Below are 19,462 nucleotides of genomic sequence, written 5' to 3'. Positions count from 1 at the left end.
ATAACGCTAAGTGCCCCGGCTTTCGATACCGTATCCGTTTATGAAATCCGCCAAACAGAAACCTTTTTACATTGGAACAGGCTCATTCTCATGGCGCTATTTGCTGTCAGGTCAAAACGTTGGTTGGACTGGCCGATGCTGCTAAGTTGCAGAAGATGGTAGGTCATCAAGACTATTATGGTTTTCTAAATTAAGTAAGAACGCTCAACCATTTGAAAAGAGACTCTGGCATGGAGACTTATGGCCTATGATGCGTGCGTTACAGCTAGCGCCAATTTTTTTCAAACAGTGGGACGTAGTTACTTAGGAATAATCCGGCGGGCGTTTCGAATAATGAATGACTCCATCCCAACCCATGACAATTTGGATTTCCGCTTACTGTTCGAATCGTCGCCCGACCTCTATCTGGTTTTAAATGCGAATCTGGAAATCGTCGCGGTCAGTGATGCCTACACCCGAGCCACGTTGACCTGCCGGGAGGAAATATTGGGAAAAACGTTGTTCCAAGTTTTTCCCGACAACCCCGACGATCCGACCGCGGAAGGCCAACGCAATTTGAGTGCCTCCTTGCAGCGGGTGTTGCAGTCCGGCAAGCCCGACACGATGCCGGTGCAAAAATACGATATTCCCAGGCCCGACGGCGCGGGTTTCGAGGAGCGCTATTGGAGCCCGATCAATATCCCGATTCTGGGCAAGGACGGCGAGGTGGCCTATGTGCTGCATCGGGCCGAAGATTTGACCGAGTTTATCCGCGTCAAACAGCAGGGTGTCGAGCAAAGCCAGCTCAACGACACCTTACGCGCCCAGGCCGTCAAAATGGAAGTCGAGCTGTTCGCCCGCAGCAAAGAGATCGCGGCCGCCAGCGCGGAGTTGAAGGGCGCCAATCAGGAATTGTCGCGCCTGTATGCCAAAACCTTGGAGTTGGATGAGCTGAAGACCCAGTTTTTTGCCAACGTCAGCCACGAGTTTCGCACACCGCTAACCTTGATGCTGGGACCGCTGGAAGAGTTATTGGCCCGCTTTGCCCCGCAAGGCCCTCAGCCTGCCGCAACCGCATACGAGCAGCTTAGCCTGGTACATCGAAACAGCTTGCGTCTGCTGAAATTAGTCAATTCGCTGCTCGACTTTTCTCGCATCGAAGCCGGGCGGATGGAAGCGGCCTATGAAGCGACCGATCTGGCCGCCTATACCGCTGAACTGGCCAGCCTATTCCGTTCGGCTACCGACAAGGCGGGTCTGCGGCTTGCCATATCCTGCCCGACTTTACCGGAACCGGTGTATGTGGACCGGCAAATGTGGGAAAAGATTGTCCTCAATCTGCTCAGCAACGCCTACAAACATACCTTTTCCGGTGAAATCGAGGTGGCGCTGCGCTGGCGCGAAACCTCGGTCGAACTAGCCGTACGCGATACCGGAGTGGGAATTGCGCCGGATCAACTTAGTCACGTATTCGACCGCTTCCATCGGGTGCCGAACGTGCGCTCGCGCAGCCATGAGGGCAGCGGCATCGGCCTGGCGTTAGTGCAGGAGCTGGTCCGCTTGCACGGCGGCGCAGTCGGGGTAACGAGTAGGCCGGGTGTCGGCAGCACATTTACCGCGACTATCCTGTCCGGCACCGCACATTTGCCGGTGGAACGGATTCGTCCGTCCCGAACGACGGACGCTCATCCGCTGGCCGCCGATTTTTTCGCTGAGGAAGCGTTGCGTTGGGACTTGGAAACGGAACACGAATGTGGCACAAGCCAACAAACCGGAACGGATGGATCAATAGAGTTAAGTACCGGGTTGAACGCGCACATCGTGGTTGCCGACGACAATGTCGACATGCGCGGCTATGTTGCCCGGCTTTTACGACAGCAGGGCTATGCGGTCACGGCGGTTCACGACGGCTTAGCGGCGCTGGCAGCAGTGCGCCAACGTCGGCCCGATCTAGTGCTGACCGACATCATGATGCCGGGCCTGGATGGCATCGGATTGCTGAGCGCTCTGCGCGAAGATCGGGAGACCAGTACCATTCCGGTCATTTTGCTCTCGGCCCGGGCCGGAGAGGACGAACGCATCCAAGGCTTGAAACACCGGGCCGACGACTATCTGACCAAGCCATTCAGCGCGCGGGAATTACTGGCTCGCGTTGGATCATGCCTTGAAATATCGAGATTGCGCAACGATGCCGAAACTCAGCTCCGCCTGCAAGAAGCCGAGCGCGAATTTCGGGTACTAACGGAGGCCATGCCGCAAATTGTCTGGGTGACACGGCCTGATGGCTGGAATGTATACCACAACCGCCGCTGGGTCGAATATACCGGTCTTGCAGTTGAAGAAAGTTATGGCCATAACTGGATAAACGCCGTTCATCCTGATGATAGGCAACGCGCATGGGAAGCCTGGCAACGCGCGTTCCAGCATCATGACAGCTACTCCGTGGAATTTCGCTTGCGACGGGCGGACGGCGTTTACCGCTGGTGGTTGGCCCGGGGCATGCCACTGTTAAATGCGCAAGGGGACATTGAAAAATGGTATGGCACCTGTACCGACATTCAAGAATTAAAAGAAGCGGAAACTGCTATCCGAGAAAGTGAAACAAGGCTGCATTTTGCTTTGGAGATGTCGAATACCGGCGCCTGGGAAGTCGACTTGGAAACGCGCGCGGCGTACCGATCGATCGAACACGCCCGTATTTTCGGCTATTCCGACACGGCGTCGGCATGGTCAGTCGACAAATTCCTGGCACATGTGTTGGCGGCAGACCGCCCCAAGGTAGCGGCAGTGCTGCAAGAGGCGTTTGCCAGCGGCGGCGAAGGCAGATTCGAATGCCGGATTCGGCGTACCGATGGCGAAATCCGCTGGATCATGGTAGCCGGCCGCTATCGCGTCAACCGAACGGATGGCAAAAGCCAGGTCGCCGTGGGCGTTATTCAAGACATTACCGACAGCAAACGCATCCAGGAGGAACTCAAACTGCACCGCGACCAGTTGGAAATGTTGGTTGCCCGCCGAACCGAAGAACTGGAAAAAGCCATGGCGTTGGCGGACGCCGCCAACCACGCCAAGAGCGCCTTCCTGGCCAATATGAGCCATGAAATCCGCACGCCGATGAACGCCGTGCTGGGTTTTTGCTATCTGTTGGAACAGCGCCACCTGGACGGCGAATCGCTGGCTTTGGTGCGTAAAGTCCACCATGCCGGGCATACGCTGCTATCGCTGATCAACGATATCCTGGACTTTTCCAAGATCGAGGCCGGCCGGCTGGAAATCGAGCGCGCGCCGTTCAAGCTGACCGAACTGCTGGACAACCTCGCCGCTATCATGGCGACTGCCGCCCATAACAAAGACTTGGAATTGGTCATCACCCCACCCGCCGAAATCGACGCCTTGGTTGGCGACGCCTTGCGCCTGCAACAAATATTGATCAACTTGCTCAGCAACGCGATCAAATTCACCGAACGCGGCGAAGTCGAGTTACGCATTAGTGTGGAATCCGCGGACAAACAGCAATGTCAGCTGCGATTTGGGGTGCGCGATACCGGTATCGGCATTTCCAGCGCACAGCAGTCGCTGATTTTTTCGGCGTTCGGCCAAGCCGATAGCAGCATCAGCCGCCGATTCGGCGGCACCGGCTTGGGTTTGAGCATCAGCATGCAACTGGTGGAACTGATGGGCGGCCGCTTGCAAGTGACCAGCGAAGTGGACCGGGGCAGCGAATTCTGGTTTGTGTTGCCGTTGCAGCGTGACCAGCGCGTGGAGCGCCGGCCAACCCAACTGGCTCGGCTCGAATTGCTGATCGCAGATGACTGCGCCAGCGTGCGCGACGCCCTGTCCGTTGTTACCGACTCTCTGGGTTGGCTGGCCGATACCGCCGCTTCCGGCGAGGCCGCCCTGATGAAAGCGCTGACCAGAATGCACAGCCAACGTTTTTACGATGCTATCGTATTAGATTGGAAAATGCCGGGGCTGGACGGGCTAAATACCGCTAAAGCCATACGCCAAGCGCTAAAGGAAAAACCCCGGGACTTGGACCCGCCGATCATGCTTATGGTAACCACTCGTTTGCGTGAAGAACTATTATCCCAGCCGGGTATTGAGGGAGTGGTTAAGGTGCTCAGCAAGCCGGTCACCGCCTCAACGCTTTACTCTGCCGTCGCCGACTCGCTGAACCAACGCGACCAGGGACTTTTTCGGCCAGCCCCGGCGCAGCTCGGTAACGCCGGCAATCGCCGCATTCCCGGCGTGCGCGTGCTGGTGGTGGACGATAGCGAAATTAACCGGGAAGTGGCAAAGGGCATCCTGGAAGCGGATGGTGCGATCGTCGATACGGCCTGCGACGGCCAGGACGCGCTGGAATGGCTGCAAGCCCATCCCGATGCGGTGGATATCGTGTTGATGGACGTGCAAATGCCGCGCCTGGACGGCTATGCCGCCACCCGCGTTATCCGTGAAGATAAACGCTGGCGAGAATTACCCGTCGTCGCGCTGACCGCCGGCGCCTTTCAGGAATTGCGCGATGCCGCGCAGGATTCCGGCATGAACGATTTTATTGCCAAGCCGTTCAACGTGGCGCAGATGATGGAAACCATTCAACGCTTGACCGGATGCTTGGCCGGAAAGGCCACCTCAGGCGTGAGCGACGCAACCGCAGCCGTAGGTTCGGCAAGCGTACCGCCGCCGCTGCCGACAACCGACGCCAGTGAATCCGACTTGCCGGCTATCGATCTGGCGGCCGCGCGCGGGCAATGGGGCCAGCTCGGCGTCTACCGCACCTATCTGGATAAATTCCTCGCCGCTTTCGTGGAGGGCGGAACATCTATCGCAGCCGCCTGCAACGAAGGCGACCTGAAAGCAGCGGCAGCTCAGGCCCATAAACTTTGCGGAGTGGCTGGTTCGCTGCGACTACCCCGAGTCGCAGAATTGGCTCGCCAACTAGAAACATGCTTGAATGCGGGCGATACGGCGATTAAACTGACAGCAGAGCTGCAAGCCGCGATAGATCAAGTACGCGCGGCAGTCGACGCTTGGCCGGAAGCCGACAATCCCGTTGCCTCGCCGGATCCGGTTGCCGACCCGCTTGGGAATGGCTTGTTTGCGTTATTCAAGGGCATGCTGGAAGCGCTCGACCGTAACGACCCCGATGATTCCGAAATCTGGTTGGGCCGGCTGCGGCAGCACCCGAATTCTATCCAACTGGCCGAGTTGGACGCGCTACTGGCCGACTTCGATTTCCGCGCGGCGGAAGCCGCCGTACGCAGCCAGTTGCAGCGCCTGAATTTATCGATACCGGAGTAAGCCATGCCTTACGGCCCCATCCTCATCGTTGACGATGAGCCCACCAATTTGGCCATCCTACGCCACACGCTCAAAGACGAACACAGGTTAATGCTGGCTCGAAACGGCGCGGAAGCGCTCGAGCTGGCGGGCAAGCACCATCCCTGTCTGGTCCTGCTCGATATCCAGATGCCGGAAATGGACGGCTATGCGGTCTGCCGCGCCCTAAAAGCCAATCCGGCGACCGAGGCCATCCCGGTGATTTTCATTACGACACTGTCCGAATTGGAAAAAGAGGAAGCCGGCTTCGACGCAGGCTGCGTCGATTATTTGATCAAACCGGTTTACCCCCGGATCGTGCGGGCACGGGTGCGGACCCACCTATCGCTGGTTCAGGCCAAACGCTTGGAAAGAACGTACGGCGAGGCCCTCGCCATGCTCGGCAAAGCCGGCCATTACAACGACAGCGATACCGGCCTGCATATCTGGCGCATCGCGGCTTACGCCCGACAACTGGCCGAGGCCGTCGGCTGGCCCAAGGAGAGTTGCGTTTTACTGGAGCAAGCCGCGCCGATGCACGACACCGGCAAAATCGGCATTCCCGACTCGGTGTTGCGCAAACCCGGCCAACTGGATGCGGACGAATGGGCCATCATGCGTACCCATTGCCGGATAGGCTACGAAATCCTGTCCAGCAGCGACGCGCCGGTATTTGTGTTGGCCGCCGAGGTCGCACTTCGCCATCACGAGAAGTGGGACGGCAGCGGTTATCCCGATGGCCTGCTTGGCGAAGCCATTCCCGCATCGGCGCGCATCGTCGCGCTGGTCGACGTGTTCGACGCACTGACCATGAAGCGCCCTTACAAGGAGGCTTGGCCGGTGGAACAGGCCTTGAAAACCGTGCGCGAGGGCTCGGGCCGCCATTTCGACCCTGCGCTGGTCGAAGCATTCGAAACCTGCCTGCCACGTATTTTGGAAATCAAGGCCGATTGGGACAGTCGGGAAACGCAGCAAGGCGTCTGATGCCGCCGCCCAGTTCGAATTTGCAGATTTGGTATTCACCCGAATTGGCGCTGCCACTGCGCCCATCGGCAATAACCGAGGAAAAAGGTCCAACTGCGACGTTGGCTCCTTCGCTGCCAACGAGATCGGCCATGCTATCAGTACACGCAAAGTTCAGCCGCACCATCGACATGGCACGCGCTCAGCAAACCGCCGACAAGGTCTTGGGCATCGTCGAAGACCATCTGGAAAACCGCGATTAGCTGATCAACGACCGGTGATTGCTTGCCGACCTTGCCGTTTATCCCTATCTGGCTCTGGCCCCGGCAGGAGGCATCGCCACCAGCGATTACCCCAACATCGTCGCCTGGTTTCGGCGCATCCGCGCCCTGCCCGGTTACCTTTCGATGCCGGGCCCTGGCAGGCGTGACACGGCAATATTTTGAGCTTACGTTCGGTTCGACACCTTAAGGCTGGATACGGACTTTCTTTTACCTCAGGGAAAAAACCGATGCGATAGCGACTCCATGCGGTAAGCGCATGCACTGTCCAACCTTCGATAACAATCCGGCGCCCATGTTGGCATCAAACCCGACTATTCAATTTGCCTCATAAACCCCATAAGTCCAATAATCCTTGCCAGGGCGCAGGCGGCAACGCCAGCCCCGGGCGCGCAGTTCGCGGCCGATCAAGTGATTCATCACACCGTGCCCCACCAACAACACGCTGCCGTGCACTTCGGCAAAATCGATCAAGCGTTGCGCGGCCAAGCCGGCACGCCGTTTGGCCGCCCGGTACGATTGGCCATTGCGGGAAAAGCCGGCCAACCATAGCAGGCGCAACAAGACCAGCCATACGCCCACCGGCAGGCAAACACAACCTTGATTAAAATGCGGTAATCGGGCTTCTCCGAACAGCGCATCGGCGACCGGAGTTTCGCTGAATCTCAACGCGTGTGCCGATTGCCGGGAACGCGGCAGATCGCTGCACAACACCATGCCGATGCGCTGAAACACGTCAAGGCTAACCCGCGGCGGCGCATCGACGATGCCGGCGACGCGATAGGCTTCGGCGAGCCGAGCCAAGTCGCGCGCCCGCAGCCAGCCGGTCAAAGCCACGCTAGGCTGGCCGTGGCGCATCAAAATAATGCGAGGGTTTTGTTTAGCCCTCACGGATACGGTTTGCCGTTTTTATGGGTAAACAGCCAACCGCCGTCCGTGCCGACCGCCAACAAATCGTCGTCGGGATAGTCGACCCGGTCGCCCGGCGTGCGGTCGCCTATTTCCAGATACAGCACGTCGTGCGCCGATTCGTTGACCAAGCGATGGGCGTTGCCGCTGCCGGCCTTGAAGCCCGCGCATAGACCCGGCGCCAACAGCGTCGCCCCCGCGTCGGTATACAGCATCGGCGTGCCTTGTAGCACGTATATGAATTCGTCCTGCTTGGCGTGGGCATGGCGCAAGGCGGAAATCGCGCCCGGCGCCAACTTGGTCAGATTGACGCCGAAGTTTTGTAGCCCGAACGCGTCGCCGAGCGCACGTTTTTCCCGCCCCGCCAATCCGTGGTCATACAGGTCGCGAATCGCTTGCGGATACAGGGATTTTCTCGGCCGCGGCGGCACTTGCTCGGCAGCGACGGCGTCTGGGAATGGTGGTTCAGTCATGTGAAACGGTCCGGTGGCGCATGAAAGAGAAAGCGGTTATTAATCCGGCTCCATTGTTTGCGGGTATAGCGTTCTTACCCTTTGGGACATAAAGGCTGAGCTAGTCGAAGCCCGAGGTGTCACACTCAGCAAATCTCAGGACGAACGCAGTATTTTAGTGCTGACTCAATAATCGACAAACGGCGCGCAGATGAAATCTATGTCACCGTAATTGCAACCGCTTTGACTCAACAGCGCGGTGATTTGACCGCGATGGTGGGTTTTGTGGATGAATAAAGTGGTCAACAGGGTGGTCACGGCCAATACCTTGTCTTGCCCGGTGGACAGGCTACGGAACGCGATGCGCCGTTGCAAATCGGCAGCTCCCAGGCATAGAATCAAATCCAGCAAGGTCTCATCGCTGGCGCATTGCGCGGCGCGCAGCTCGGCGAAATCGTTGTAAAGTTGCAAATCCAAGCGTTGGTAAGGCGCGGGCTGATCCTGCAAGCGCGCCAGCCACAACCGGTCGCCCAGCAGCAAATGATTCCAGGTGCCGTGAATCGAACCGAAAAACACACCCCTATCGCGTTTGCGTTCGGCGTCCGCCAAGGTCGCGCAAGCGTCGTACAGTCGCCGGTTAACCCACTGGCTGTAACGGGCCTGCAAGGCAAAATGTTCCGGCAAATTCATCAGGCTCCCCTGCACTCGGCGGCTATGGTTTCAACAAAGGCCTGCCGCAAACGGCGGAACGTCGGTCCCGGGCAATCGGGCAACGGCCGGCAGTCAATGCTGGCGACCGGAATCAGCTCCGCGCCGGTGCCGGTCAGGAAACATTCATCGGCCGCGTACAAATCGTACACGCCCAACGGCTGTTCGTTAGCTTCGATGCCGTTGGCCCGCGCCAACTCTAACACCAATTCGCGGGTGATACCTTCCAGCGCCCCTTCGCTGCACGGCGGCGTCAGCAAAAGGCCGTCTCGTACGATAAACACGTTATCGGCGCTGCCTTCCGCGACCCGGCCTTGGCCATTGAGCAGCAGCGCCTCGTCGGCGCCGGCATGGTTGGCTTCGATTTTGGCGAGAATGTGGTTCAAATAATTCAGGCTCTTGATGCGCGGATCGAGGCCGTCGGCCGGCAAGCGGCGCACCGACGATACGATCAGCCGCGCACCGGCCTGTTGTTGGCCGATGTCCATCATCGTCAATTGGTCGGCAATGGCAATGACATTGGGCGATGCGCAGCTCTTGGGATTCAAGCCCAACGGGCCGGCGCCGCGCGTGACCATCAAGCGGATGTAGCCGTCGTCCTCGGCGAACGCCGCGATCAGCCCTTCGATGGCCGCGATCAATTCGGCGGCGGCCAGCGGAATTTGCAACGCAATCGCCCGTGCCGACAACTGCAGACGCTGTAAATGTTGCGGCAGGCGAAAGGCGCGACGCTTGTAAAAGCGTATGCCTTCGAACACGCCGTCGCCGTACAGCAGGCCGTGGTCGTTGACCGGAATTCCGGCGCGTTCGGCAGGCAGCAGTTGGCCGTTCAACCAGCATATGGCGCGGTCAGTCATCGTATTCTCCTGAGTGTATTTTACCGGTGTTTAAAGGAGGCACCACTTTAGACTAAAATGCCACAACCACTACAGATGCAATAAGGCTTAATTATATCGATACAGTTTAACACCCAGGCATACTGTAGCCATGGCGCCGCGTCCAAACTGTATTGCAAGCACCCATGAACCTACGCTACGAAAACCTCGCCGAGCATTTGCTGAATGCCATCGCCCAAAACCTGTACCGGCCGGGCGAACGTATGCCCAGCGTGCGCCAGCTCAGCCAACAGCACCGGGTCAGTACCGCGACGGCAGTCAGCGCGTTGCGACGGCTGGAAGATCAGGGCCATATCGAGGCGCGCCAGCGCTCCGGCTACTACGTCAGAGCCCGCACACGTTCGCCGCTGCAGGAACCGGCCATGTCGGCGCCGCCGCGCGAACCGACGCTGGTGACCGGGCAAGAGCTGGTATTACGGCTAATCAAGGCCGCCAACAATCCGAAAATCGTGCAATTGGGCGCGGCAGTGCCGGCGGCGGCGTTTCTGCCGACCCGGAAAATGGCGCAAATCTCGGCTAGCGTGGCCCGCCGCTACGGCCAGCGCCTCGCCCATTACGAATTCCCGCCGGGCGCGCCGGAACTGCGCCGGCAAATCGCCCGACGCATGTCGGAACAGGGCTGTCCTGTGGACCCCAATGACATCCTGATCACCAATGGCTGTCAGGAAGCGATAACGCTAGCCTTAAGAGCCGCCACCCGACCCGGCGACATCGTCGCCATCGAATCGCCGACCTTTTACGGGCTATTGCAAATCATCGAATCACTGTCGCTACGTGCGATCGAAATTCCCACCCATCCGCGCGACGGCATCGCACTGGACGCCTTGCAACTGGCCTGCGAGCAATGGCCGATCAAGGCCTGCATTGCGGTGCCCAACTACAGTAACCCCTTGGGCTATTGCATGAGCGATGAGCGCAAGCGCGCCCTCGTCGAACTGGTCAATCGCAACCGGATTGTGCTGATCGAGGACGACGTCTACGGCGACCTGGGGTTCGGCCTGCAACGGCCGTCGCCAGCGAAAAGCTGGGATAACGAGGAGCGGGTATTGTATTGCTCGTCGTTTTCCAAATCGCTGAGTCCCGGTATGCGGGTGGGCTGGCTGGTGGCAGGGCCGCTGCATGAGCAAACCGAGTATCTGAAATACGTCAGCAATCTGGCGACGCCAACCCTTGTGCAATTGGCAGTCGCGGACATGCTGGCCGCAGGCGGCTATGAGCGCCACCTGCGCCAAGTGCGCAACCAATACCGGCAAGCGGTGGAACGCATGACGGCGGCCATCGGCGCTTATTTTCCGCCGGGCACTCGGGTCACCCAGCCGGCGGGCGGTTTCGTGCTATGGGTGGAACTGCCCGAAAGCGTCGATGCAACGGCGCTGAGCCGGCGGGCGTTGCCGCAAGACATCAGCATCGCGCCCGGTCCGATATTCTCGGCCACGCAAAAATACCGCAACTTTATCCGCCTCAACTGCGCGGTCGATTGGGACGAGCGGCTCAATCAGGCACTGGTCAAATTGGGTCAAATGGTCGGCGCGAAATAGTGCGGCTGGTCTTTCGGCACCTAGCAAGCGACAATGTTGACAGAAAAGGAAAGCGGGCCGTAGGCACATAAATACTTATCCAATGATGCGCCCCGATATAAAACAATCACTGTGAACGCTGTTTTTTCGCTTTGAAATCAGAATCTGATTGAGGCAGTGTGACTTCCTTTTCCTTATTTCAAAGACGACAACTTGGCAGCGGCAATAGTAATCGCTTCGCCGGTTTGCGGATTCCGGCCAGTGCGCTCTGCACGCTCTTTCACCTCAAAAATACCGAAGCCAACCAGCGCCACCGAATCACCGGCTTTCAACGCCGCTTGAATGGAATGGGTGTAGCATCCAACGCTCGGCCGGCGTCGGCTTTAGTCAGGTTGGCGTGGCTGGCAATGACGTCAATAAGTTCGGATTTGTTCATTCTGGTATTTCCTTGGGTTAAAAAATGTGTGTTGATTTAGTGGTATCGGGGACATGAGCCGTTTCTACTTCAATCTTTGACGGTCAGCTAATCTCATGACAACAACCTAGCCAACTGCGGATCGTTGCGCAGCAACACGCACCACTTGACAACCGACGACAGCTCGGCATCGGGCCTGGTCATATCTCTTACCTGGAGAAGACAACTTTTGGCTTTCTCTTTTGCGACGGGGTTGCCGCCATTACCGCATTGGAATTTGGCTTTTTGGTACTGCTCAATCAAACGTGAAGCCTTAGTCCAAACCTTTCTACGCGCTTCCGTCAAAGGCTCATGCTCGTTTAACTTTAACCGGTTGACTGTTTCGGCCACGCGCAATTTTTCCCACTCGGATATTCCAGGTGCGGCGATAGCCTTACCTTCCTCATCAAACGCCAGCAAGTTGACGTCACCGCAATCAATCGGATCCAGCAAATATTGAATTTCGGATTCTTCACACCGATTATCAAACGACGAACAAAGGGATCCGTCATTCAACGGAAACCAACCGCCCTTTTTGCGATTGCCCACATTGCCGCAAGCCCGGAAATTCATGTAATCAAATGCCAGCCACCAATATCCATCTCTGTCTTCACCGTCCGCGGATTTAGCTGCTTTTTTCGGGCGAAAGTGCTCCACATCCAGATGCGAATACACATCTCGAGCTTCTGAAAACCAGCACTTGCCACCGGACAACGCCAATAACCAGGGTTTAAGCTTGCCCCAGTGATGACTGTTGTCGTCGATCAACTTGTTTCGATCTTGCAAGTTTCCTGCACCATGATGCGCGGCCATCTCCGCGACCAGCCGATTGGACTCTGCAAGCCATTCCTGCCATTTGTGTTCCGACCATGGTGTCCAGCCGGGAATATCGGCATCGGTCGGCAATCGATTTTCCAAATCGATAAAGATCATTGGGCATCGTCCTCTTTGAGAATGGCGTTGATGATTTCATCGGCAATCGCATCCTGTTCGGCTTGCTCCTCGGGTGACAATGCCGGCTTATGAAAACGGGTGTGCTGGGCCATCTTCCGTACAAACATCGCGTAATAAGGGTCTTTAAAATCGGCATTGGAAAAACCCAAATCGGCTAGTTCGGCGCTCAGGCGAGTGAGTTCGTCATTTTCTTCCGGCGTTCGCAATGCATCCAGGGAAAACAAATAATTGCGCCGATGCAAACGCCGTTCGGTTTCTGCATCCAGTGTGGACGACAATCCGAACAAATCGCTTTTTAGCAAACCCGTCACGCCCATACCTTGCGGATCGACATCCGGTGTATCGACCAGCGTCTTGTTGCCTTGCTTACGCAGGATATGGACTTGCTCGCGTTTCAGGCTGCCGACCATCATGGGATCGTGAGTGGTAATAATGATTTGCGACTCGCCTTGACCAGCAATGCCGTTTACCGGCGTCAGCACACTTTCGATGTCATCGAAATAGCGCAATTTCCAGATGGGGTTCAGGTGGGTATCCGGCTCATCGAGAAGAAACAAGCTTTCGCTCCCCTGGGTAATTCGCATCAAACCCAGTACGGTCAAAATTTGCAATTCACCTTCGGAAAGCTGGGTAAAGCTCACCTTGCCGCCATGTTCGTCGCGTTTTTTGACCGTGATACGCACTTCCTCGATCAGATCACCAATATATGCTCCTTCGGCATAGCGAAAGAAGCTGTCGGAACCACCGATCAGATTGCCCAGCTCTTTAAGCTTGTCATTACTAGGCACGAACAGGTAAAGCTGCTTCTGGCGTTCCCGTCGGCCACGGAAATCGATCAGTTTGGTTTCCTCATGCTCGATGGGCGCCCAGGCCACTTGCCACAACTTGTCGAGGAACTCGCTAACGACATTGCCTCGCGCATACCAAAACCGCGGATCACCTTCCAAAATATCGTCGTCCTTTAACTCTCCGCGCAAGCGATGCGGCTGTTTCAACACGAACAACGCCGACTCCAGCGATTCGATGTGCAGGTTATGCATCACCTTGGTAAACACCGGATCGTCCGACAGCAAACAAGCCAACAACACCAACTGGCTATGACCGCCCCGGCAATAAAACAGCCGACGCAGTTTATCGTCGCCAAACTGCCTTAAGGTTTTGCTGTCCTCGCGCTTGCGCAGTTGCTCGATAAGCCGGATATCCGACTCACTAGCGGTGAAATTGCGCAACAACTGTTCCGGCAACACTTCCTCGGCGGTAATCTCCTGCCGGCGATTGAATCGGCGTTGATGCTCTTGAAACAACGCCTCCAAACGCTCGTTGCGGCCCGAATAATAGGCAAAGATATGTGATGGCAGCAGCTCCTTGTGCTCCAGCAAATAGCCTTGTGATTCCTTTTTGCCGTCCACCCAGACAAAAGGCCGTTTCTGTTTCGCCAAATCGGCTTGCAGCTGTACTTTAATCCCGCGAATGCTGTAATCCAGCTCGTAATCAAAACCGGCCTCACGGTCCAAATCCACATCCCTAAACAGGGTGATGATGGCTTCGATCAAGTTGGACTTGCCGGTACCGTTCTGACCAATCACCGCATGGCTACGAATCGGTTTTTCGCTTGGTTCTCCATATGTCGCCTGAAAAACCTCGCTGAAGATGATTTCCACATCCTTCAGGTTTTTGAATGCGCCGATTTTAATCCGTTGCAGATGCATGCAGAGAGCTACCTTCCGTTTTGAGCCTGTTGATTGGCTGGTTGCAGTTCGATTGGCGCGTCCTCACCGACTACAACGGGCGTATTGTTCTGCCATATCACGACATACTGGCCTAAGCGCCGTTTACGCTCCAAGGTCGTCGTCACGGTTTGCCGCAGGCAATCGAGCATGGATTGAGTGTCCTGATCGGGTGTCGGGGTAATGAGTGCGCTCATTGCAGAGCCTCCTGTTGTAGCAACTCGAAAAATTCGGAATGATAAATTTCACGCTGGCCGGCCTGTTGCCGAAACACCAACTCGGGCCGGTCGCCATCGTTCATAAAACAACGGGTTTGGTCGGCGTTAATAAAAATGTCGTCATACCCGCCGGGAAGCGGGTATCCAGCGCCATGGATGGCAGGCTTCGAGCTATCCATGCAGCCTGGACCCCGGCAATCCATGCCGGGGTGACGGACTTATGTATAAGGGTATGCCGTTCGGCCCGGCGATGATCCAACAGGTCGGCATCAGGCGGTCTCCAGCTGCCGCATTTTGGCCACTTCGGGTTCCAGTATCCAGCCCTTGTCGACTTCCAATTTCAGCTGGGCATAAAAGGCATCGATCTCGCCACCGAAGCGCTGCCATAAATCCTTGGCGGCCATTTCGCCGTTTTGATGAGCGAGTATCGCGGCCAGCGGTGCTTGTTCCTTGGTGCTGGGTGGAGTGCCCAGCCGCAACGGGGCTATCAGTTCGGTTTTGGGGGCTTTCAAAGGTTCGTTCTCCTCGGATTCGGCGGTGATGCCGGTGATGCTTGAAAAGGCAGCGACAGCAAAGCGGCGTCCCAAATCCGTTTCATCATGCAGTTGTTGTTCAAGCTTGTCGATCACACGCATCAAGGCTTCAATTTTTGCCAAGAGGCGAAGCTGCTCAGGTAACGGCGGTAGCGGGATGGTGATTGCCCTCAACTTGTCCTGGGAGATATTCATTTGGCTTTCTGCCATCCCTGATTTCAATCGTTCCAGAATGCGACCGGACTCCCCTGCAGACAAACACAATGCAACAAAGCGAGCATCAATTAGGTCATCGACGATATGAAATCGAATTAACTTATCCGAGATCATTAGCCGCGGTGGTGCTTGATCCACCACACAGCAAATACCAACACGATTTTTTGGACCTGCGCGAGTTATTAGAATGTCGCCCACTTGAACCTCATACTGCGGACGCGGCTCAAGTGACGCGGGCAACTCCTTATGCTCGTGCGGCAGAAATTGGAGTGTTTGCACAGAAGTTGTCTTTAATATTCCCCATTTAGAATCATCGCCTCTCGCGCTCGGCAAACAAGCGGGACTCCAGCCAGCATCAATAGTTGAGATGGCCTCATCAAGAGTGATTGTTTCCCAGTGGACGGGAATTATGGTTTCCTGAAGTTCCTCTGCTTTAACTGGTTTTCTATGTTTTACCGTTCCTTTCGCCATAAGCTTCTGCTTAGCACTCAATAGCTTATCTAGCAGGTCGGCGGCTGGCTCGTCTGACTCCTCGTGCTGAGTCAGGTAGCCTGACACTGCTAAATCGAGAATCAGTTTGCGCAACTCTCCAACATCCTCCGGCCCGTTAAATAACCGGCCAAAATTGTCTGCGAGGCGCGTCCAGTTGGCTTGCAGCTCACGCGGACTGGTGGATGCGGCGACGGCTTGCAGGGTGGACTGGCGCAGATTGTTTTGTAGGCTGCGGCGCTGTTGCTGCTGGAATTCCAGCTTGTCGCACAAGGCCATCAGCTCATCGACTTTGGCGACGATGCGGGATTGTTCCTTCTCTGGCGGTAATCCTACAGATGTGGCAACAATTTTTTCTTTTGAAATATTGGGCTGAGCGCCTCCGGCACCCAAGTTAATGAAGTAATCTTGTAGCGCACGCAATAACAACAGCAAGAAGCGGTTGTTAAGGCCTTCATGCGGGGTACATGCACAAATTGCTTGGTTAGTAGTGCTCTTAACTTCAACGATTGAAGCCTGACCAATGTTTGCACCATACATTGCGATCAGGACATCACCAGGACTGTTAAGACGGAGTGAACATTCTTTCAACGCCAATTCAGAAACACACTCTTCCGACTTGGTAATGTAATCAGCCTTCAATTCACCAGATTTAAACCAAGGGATACCTCCTCCGTAATAAGTTGAATTACTGCGCGATGGAGTTGAACCAGCACCCCAATCTCCCAAATCGCCCAGATCAACCAAGGCCCAACCATTCGGAAGAGAGTTATTCGTAAATACTTGCTGCTCATTATGCTGTTTTTTTTGTTCTCTTCGCTTCTTCGAGTAAAGCTTAGTTGCTGTAAGCTTCATGCGTTCCAAAAGAATTTCTGCGTGTTCTTCGGTCGGAATTTGTTGCACAAGCTTTCCCGTTATTGCCAAGTGCAGGACTAATCCACGTAGCCGTGCCACTCCTCCCGGCGCATTAGCAATATGCCCGAACTCCGCCAAAAACTGCTGGGCATCCATCAGTCCATCTCCTCGCTACGGTTCTCCAGCCGCTGCCGTGATTGAGCTATGGCTTGATGCAGCTTTTGTTGCAGAATTTCCTTGGGCGGTAGTTCGGTCAGGTATTCGGCGACGTGGATGCCGGTCTGATCCAGTTCCAGCAGTTCGATTTGTTCCTGCTTCTTGCCGCTACAGAGAATGATGCCCAGCGGCGAGGCTTCGCCGGGCTCCTGTTCATATTTCGCCAGCCAACGCAGGTATAGCTCCATCTGGCCTTTGTCGGCGGCTTTGAAGTCGCCCAGTTTCAAGTCGATGGCGACTAGGCGTTTCAAGCGACGGTTGTAAAACAACAGGTCAATGTAAAAATCGTCGTTATCGATCTGCAAGCGCTTTTGCCGGGCGACAAAGGTAAAACCGGCACCCAATTCCAGCAGGAAGTTTTCCAGTTCGCGCAGGATCGCGTCTTCCAGGTCTTTTTCCAGGTAGCGGTCTTGCAGGCCCAAAAAGTCGAGCACATAAGGGTCTTTCAACAGCAGACTGGGCATGATTTCGCCGGTTTCGCGTAGCGCGGCTAGTTCGGCGCTCAATATTTCATCGGGTTGGCGTGATAGCGCGGTGCGTTCAAATAACATGGAGTCCAGCCGACCTTGTAGGGTACGGGTGCTCCAACGTTCGGCTCGGCACATTTCTATATAGAATTCGCGTTTCAGTGGATCGTCGATGTAAATCAGGCTGCGCAGATGGGTCCAGCTTAATTGTCTACTCAGTGCGTAGACAATCTCTTCGGTTGGAAACACCTCGGCAAAGCGCAGCATGTGGCGCAGGTTTTTGCTGGAAAAACCGCGCCCATAGTCGGTTTCCAGTTGTTTGGCCAAGGTAATAACGATTTGTTCGCCGTATTCGGCGCGCTCGCCTTTGAGCACTTCGCGCTGGATGCGCAGGCCGATGTGCCAGTACAGCAGGGTCAGCGCACTGTTGACGGCGGTAGCGAGTTGAGCGCGGCTTTGGCCTATCAGCTGGCGAATATCGGTCAGCAGGGCTTGCGAGTCAGGATGGTCGGTAGCGATGGGCTTCATACTTCAGCCTCGACGGTAAAGTGGTGCGCCAACGCGGCGGCCAGCTCGCTTTTTAAATGGTTTTCGGTTTCCTCGATTTCGCCGAGCAGGGTTTTATATTTGTCCAGCAATACGTCGGGATCGTGGCTTTCTTCCGCTGCGGCATTGGGATTTTTCAGATCCAGATTGTAGATCGGCCAGTACAGACGATCGCCGGCGGCCTGGGCATCGCGTGCGGCCAGTCGCAAAGCGTCAGCTTGTTCGCGCAAGCCAGCCATTTGCTCTTCCACTTTTTTGCGATAGTCGGCATCATTGACGCTGGTCAGCGAGGCGCGCAAATCCCTGACTTGGTTTTCCAACTTTGCGGCCTGATTATTCAAATCCTCGGCCTTGTCCCAATGCGGCTTGGCGGCCGCTTCGGCTTGCTGTTTCAAGGTTTTAAAGTCGACTTTCCAGGCCTGCTCGCTTTCTACCCGGTCGGCGAAATCGTTGTCCGCCTTACCCCACCAGGCTTTTTCGGCCTCGAATTCTTCCAGGCGGATCGGTTTGGTTTTGGAATAGCTTTTGTAGCCAGCCGGATACGGATGTTCGTAAAACCAGATGGTTTCGGTCGGCTTGCCTTTGTTAAAAAACAGCAGATTGGTTTTGATGGTGGTGTAAGGCGCAAATACGCCTTTGGGCAGGCGAATCACGGTATGCAGGTTGCACTCGCTCAGCAGCAGTTCTTTGAGTTTGCCCTTGATGCCATCGCCAAACATAAAGCCGTCCGGCAATACCACGGCGGCGCGGCCGTCTTCCTTCAGCAGTTTTTTGATGATCAAGGCCATGAACATGTCCGCGGTTTCGCGGGTTTTCAGATCGCCGGGATAATCGGAACCCACGCCGTTGTCTTCGTAACCGCCAAACGGTGGGTTAGTGACCAGACAATCGACTTTTTCGTTGGCGTTCCAGTCGTTCCAAGCCCTACCCAGGGTGTTGTGACGTTCAATTTGGCTGGGTACTTCAATACCATGCAGCAACATGTTGGTGGTACACAGCAGATGTGGCAGCTGCTTTTTCTCCATGCCGCGAATCAGATCCTCGATTGCGCGTTTATCGTCGGAACCGGATTTATCGCTCAGTTGGCGAAGAAAGTGGTCGATGGCGGCGGATAAAAAACCACCGGTGCCGCAGGCCGGATCGAGCACGGTTTCGCGCTTCGCCAGGTTGGGGTTGAGCGTTTGCACCATGAACTGCGTGATGGCCCGAGGCGTATAGAACTCTCCGGCATTACCGGCGCCGCGCAGGTCGCTGAGCAGCTGTTCGTAGACATCACCCAAGTGGATACGGGCTTTGAAGTCGTGGAAGTTGATGGCTTCTTCCAGCTTTTCGATGACGGCCAGCATTTGCGGGCCAGATTTCATGTAGTTGTTGGAATCCTCGAAAACCTGCTTGATGACTTTTTGGGTGGGGCCGTCCGCCGCGTCTATTTCCTTCAGCGTGGGAAACAGCTGGTTGTTGACGAAAGCGATCAGTTCGCTGGCCTGGATTTGCGGTTTCTTCTTGCCTTGGTCATCGGTTTTATAGGCAGCCCAATTGCGCCAACGGAGATTTTCCGGCAATGGCGATTGGTAGTCGGCATTGTCGTCTTCCCATTCTTCTTCGCGTTGGTCGAATACTTTGAGAAACAGCATCCAGGTCAATTGGCCGATACGTTGCGCGTCGCCGTCGACGCCGTCGTCCTTGCGCATGATGTCCTGAATGGATTTGATGGTACTGCTTAGATTCATGTTTTAGTGCTTATATTGAAATACGTCGGCGGC

The 19,462-nt window shown here is 55.9% G+C and carries 14 protein-coding genes and 1 pseudogene; 3 read left to right on the top strand and 12 right to left on the bottom strand.

The window, feature by feature from the left end; genetic code table 11:
• Positions 1-333: 333 nt before the first annotated feature.
• Positions 334-5,280 (top strand): response regulator, encoded by a 4,947-nt coding sequence (locus tag AB0A83_RS09785; protein WP_367156120.1) that lies wholly within the window; start codon positions 334-336, stop codon positions 5,278-5,280.
• 3 nt (positions 5,281-5,283) lie between these two features.
• The gene (locus tag AB0A83_RS09780) at positions 5,284-6,282 is read left to right on the top strand and encodes a two-component system response regulator (RefSeq protein WP_367156119.1); all 999 of its coding nucleotides are present in this window, start codon (positions 5,284-5,286) and stop codon (positions 6,280-6,282) included.
• A gap of 578 nt (positions 6,283-6,860) precedes the next feature.
• Here the strand turns inward: AB0A83_RS09780 and AB0A83_RS09775 are convergent.
• The 4 genes from AB0A83_RS09775 to ilvE all read right to left on the bottom strand — a co-directional run bounded on the left by AB0A83_RS09775 (position 6,861) and on the right by ilvE (position 9,468).
• On the bottom strand, positions 6,861-7,400 hold the full coding sequence (locus AB0A83_RS09775) for a hypothetical protein (protein WP_367156118.1): 540 nt from the start codon (positions 7,398-7,400) through the stop codon (positions 6,861-6,863).
• A 29-nt stretch (positions 7,401-7,429) separates the two neighbouring features.
• Entirely contained in the window at positions 7,430-7,924 is a 495-nt protein-coding gene (locus AB0A83_RS09770) for a cupin domain-containing protein (protein WP_367156117.1), read from the bottom strand.
• A gap of 165 nt (positions 7,925-8,089) precedes the next feature.
• Positions 8,090-8,593: a DinB family protein gene (locus tag AB0A83_RS09765; RefSeq protein ID WP_367156116.1), complete on the bottom strand. Its 504-nt coding sequence runs from the start codon at positions 8,591-8,593 to the stop codon at positions 8,090-8,092.
• Positions 8,593-9,468, bottom strand: coding sequence for a branched-chain-amino-acid transaminase (gene ilvE, locus AB0A83_RS09760; RefSeq protein WP_367156115.1), 876 nt, complete (start codon positions 9,466-9,468; stop codon positions 8,593-8,595). Before ilvE ends, AB0A83_RS09765 begins: the two co-directional genes overlap by 1 nt.
• A gap of 164 nt (positions 9,469-9,632) precedes the next feature.
• On the opposite strand from ilvE, the gene AB0A83_RS09755 reads away from it, so the two are divergent.
• A complete protein-coding gene (locus AB0A83_RS09755; RefSeq protein WP_367156114.1) occupies positions 9,633-11,045 on the top strand; it encodes a PLP-dependent aminotransferase family protein in 1,413 nt (470 codons plus the stop codon).
• A gap of 173 nt (positions 11,046-11,218) precedes the next feature.
• Here the strand turns inward: AB0A83_RS09755 and AB0A83_RS09750 are convergent.
• From AB0A83_RS09750 to AB0A83_RS09715, 8 genes and pseudogenes are all read right to left on the bottom strand, one after another.
• Positions 11,219-11,460 (bottom strand): annotated as a pseudogene (locus AB0A83_RS09750) (HU family DNA-binding protein).
• 93 nt (positions 11,461-11,553) lie between these two features.
• Positions 11,554-12,411 (bottom strand): hypothetical protein, encoded by an 858-nt coding sequence (locus AB0A83_RS09745; RefSeq protein WP_367156113.1) that lies wholly within the window; start codon positions 12,409-12,411, stop codon positions 11,554-11,556.
• Complete coding sequence (locus tag AB0A83_RS09740) at positions 12,408-14,141, bottom strand: AAA family ATPase (RefSeq protein WP_367156112.1); 1,734 nt, start codon at positions 14,139-14,141, stop codon at positions 12,408-12,410. The genes AB0A83_RS09745 and AB0A83_RS09740 overlap by 4 nt, the downstream gene beginning before the upstream one ends.
• An 8-nt stretch (positions 14,142-14,149) precedes the next feature.
• Positions 14,150-14,356 carry a hypothetical protein gene (locus AB0A83_RS09735; RefSeq protein WP_367156111.1) on the bottom strand — a complete coding sequence of 69 codons (207 nt, stop codon included), beginning with the start codon at positions 14,354-14,356 and terminating at the stop codon, positions 14,150-14,152.
• Positions 14,353-14,556 (bottom strand): hypothetical protein, encoded by a 204-nt coding sequence (locus AB0A83_RS09730; protein WP_367156110.1) that lies wholly within the window; start codon positions 14,554-14,556, stop codon positions 14,353-14,355. Before AB0A83_RS09730 ends, AB0A83_RS09735 begins: the two co-directional genes overlap by 4 nt.
• Positions 14,557-14,646: 90 nt before the next feature.
• The gene (locus AB0A83_RS09725; RefSeq protein ID WP_367156109.1) at positions 14,647-16,626 is read right to left on the bottom strand and encodes a restriction endonuclease subunit S; all 1,980 of its coding nucleotides are present in this window, start codon (positions 16,624-16,626) and stop codon (positions 14,647-14,649) included.
• A complete protein-coding gene (locus tag AB0A83_RS09720; protein ID WP_367156108.1) occupies positions 16,626-17,681 on the bottom strand; it encodes a YhcG family protein in 1,056 nt (351 codons plus the stop codon). Before AB0A83_RS09720 ends, AB0A83_RS09725 begins: the two co-directional genes overlap by 1 nt.
• Positions 17,678-19,429 (bottom strand): N-6 DNA methylase, encoded by a 1,752-nt coding sequence (locus AB0A83_RS09715; protein WP_367156107.1) that lies wholly within the window; start codon positions 19,427-19,429, stop codon positions 17,678-17,680. Before AB0A83_RS09715 ends, AB0A83_RS09720 begins: the two co-directional genes overlap by 4 nt.
• Between the last annotated feature and the right edge of the window lie 33 nt (positions 19,430-19,462).

Origin of the sequence: Methylomonas sp. HYX-M1 (genome assembly GCF_040741385.1) — a bacterium.
Taxonomy (GTDB): domain Bacteria; phylum Pseudomonadota; class Gammaproteobacteria; order Methylococcales; family Methylomonadaceae; genus Methylomonas; species Methylomonas rhizoryzae.
Note: the sequence above shows the minus strand (reverse complement) of the source record. Positions and strands in the feature narration are given on the sequence as shown.

What these genes read in the sequence shown, in the direction of transcription:
- AB0A83_RS09785 (WP_367156120.1), top strand. Translation starts at nt 334, where the DNA reads ATGAATGACTCCATCCCAACCCATGACAATTTGGATTTCCGCTTACTG.
- AB0A83_RS09780 (WP_367156119.1), top strand. Translation starts at nt 5,284, where the DNA reads ATGCCTTACGGCCCCATCCTCATCGTTGACGATGAGCCCACCAATTTG.
- AB0A83_RS09775 (WP_367156118.1), bottom strand. Translation starts at nt 7,400, where the DNA reads ATGCGCCACGGCCAGCCTAGCGTGGCTTTGACCGGCTGGCTGCGGGCG.
- AB0A83_RS09770 (WP_367156117.1), bottom strand. Translation starts at nt 7,924, where the DNA reads ATGACTGAACCACCATTCCCAGACGCCGTCGCTGCCGAGCAAGTGCCG.
- AB0A83_RS09765 (WP_367156116.1), bottom strand. Translation starts at nt 8,593, where the DNA reads ATGAATTTGCCGGAACATTTTGCCTTGCAGGCCCGTTACAGCCAGTGG.
- ilvE (WP_367156115.1), bottom strand. Translation starts at nt 9,468, where the DNA reads ATGACTGACCGCGCCATATGCTGGTTGAACGGCCAACTGCTGCCTGCC.
- AB0A83_RS09755 (WP_367156114.1), top strand. Translation starts at nt 9,633, where the DNA reads ATGAACCTACGCTACGAAAACCTCGCCGAGCATTTGCTGAATGCCATC.
- AB0A83_RS09745 (WP_367156113.1), bottom strand. Translation starts at nt 12,411, where the DNA reads ATGATCTTTATCGATTTGGAAAATCGATTGCCGACCGATGCCGATATT.
- AB0A83_RS09740 (WP_367156112.1), bottom strand. Translation starts at nt 14,141, where the DNA reads ATGCATCTGCAACGGATTAAAATCGGCGCATTCAAAAACCTGAAGGAT.
- AB0A83_RS09735 (WP_367156111.1), bottom strand. Translation starts at nt 14,356, where the DNA reads ATGAGCGCACTCATTACCCCGACACCCGATCAGGACACTCAATCCATG.
- AB0A83_RS09730 (WP_367156110.1), bottom strand. Translation starts at nt 14,556, where the DNA reads ATGGATAGCTCGAAGCCTGCCATCCATGGCGCTGGATACCCGCTTCCC.
- AB0A83_RS09725 (WP_367156109.1), bottom strand. Translation starts at nt 16,626, where the DNA reads ATGGATGCCCAGCAGTTTTTGGCGGAGTTCGGGCATATTGCTAATGCG.
- AB0A83_RS09720 (WP_367156108.1), bottom strand. Translation starts at nt 17,681, where the DNA reads ATGAAGCCCATCGCTACCGACCATCCTGACTCGCAAGCCCTGCTGACC.
- AB0A83_RS09715 (WP_367156107.1), bottom strand. Translation starts at nt 19,429, where the DNA reads ATGAATCTAAGCAGTACCATCAAATCCATTCAGGACATCATGCGCAAG.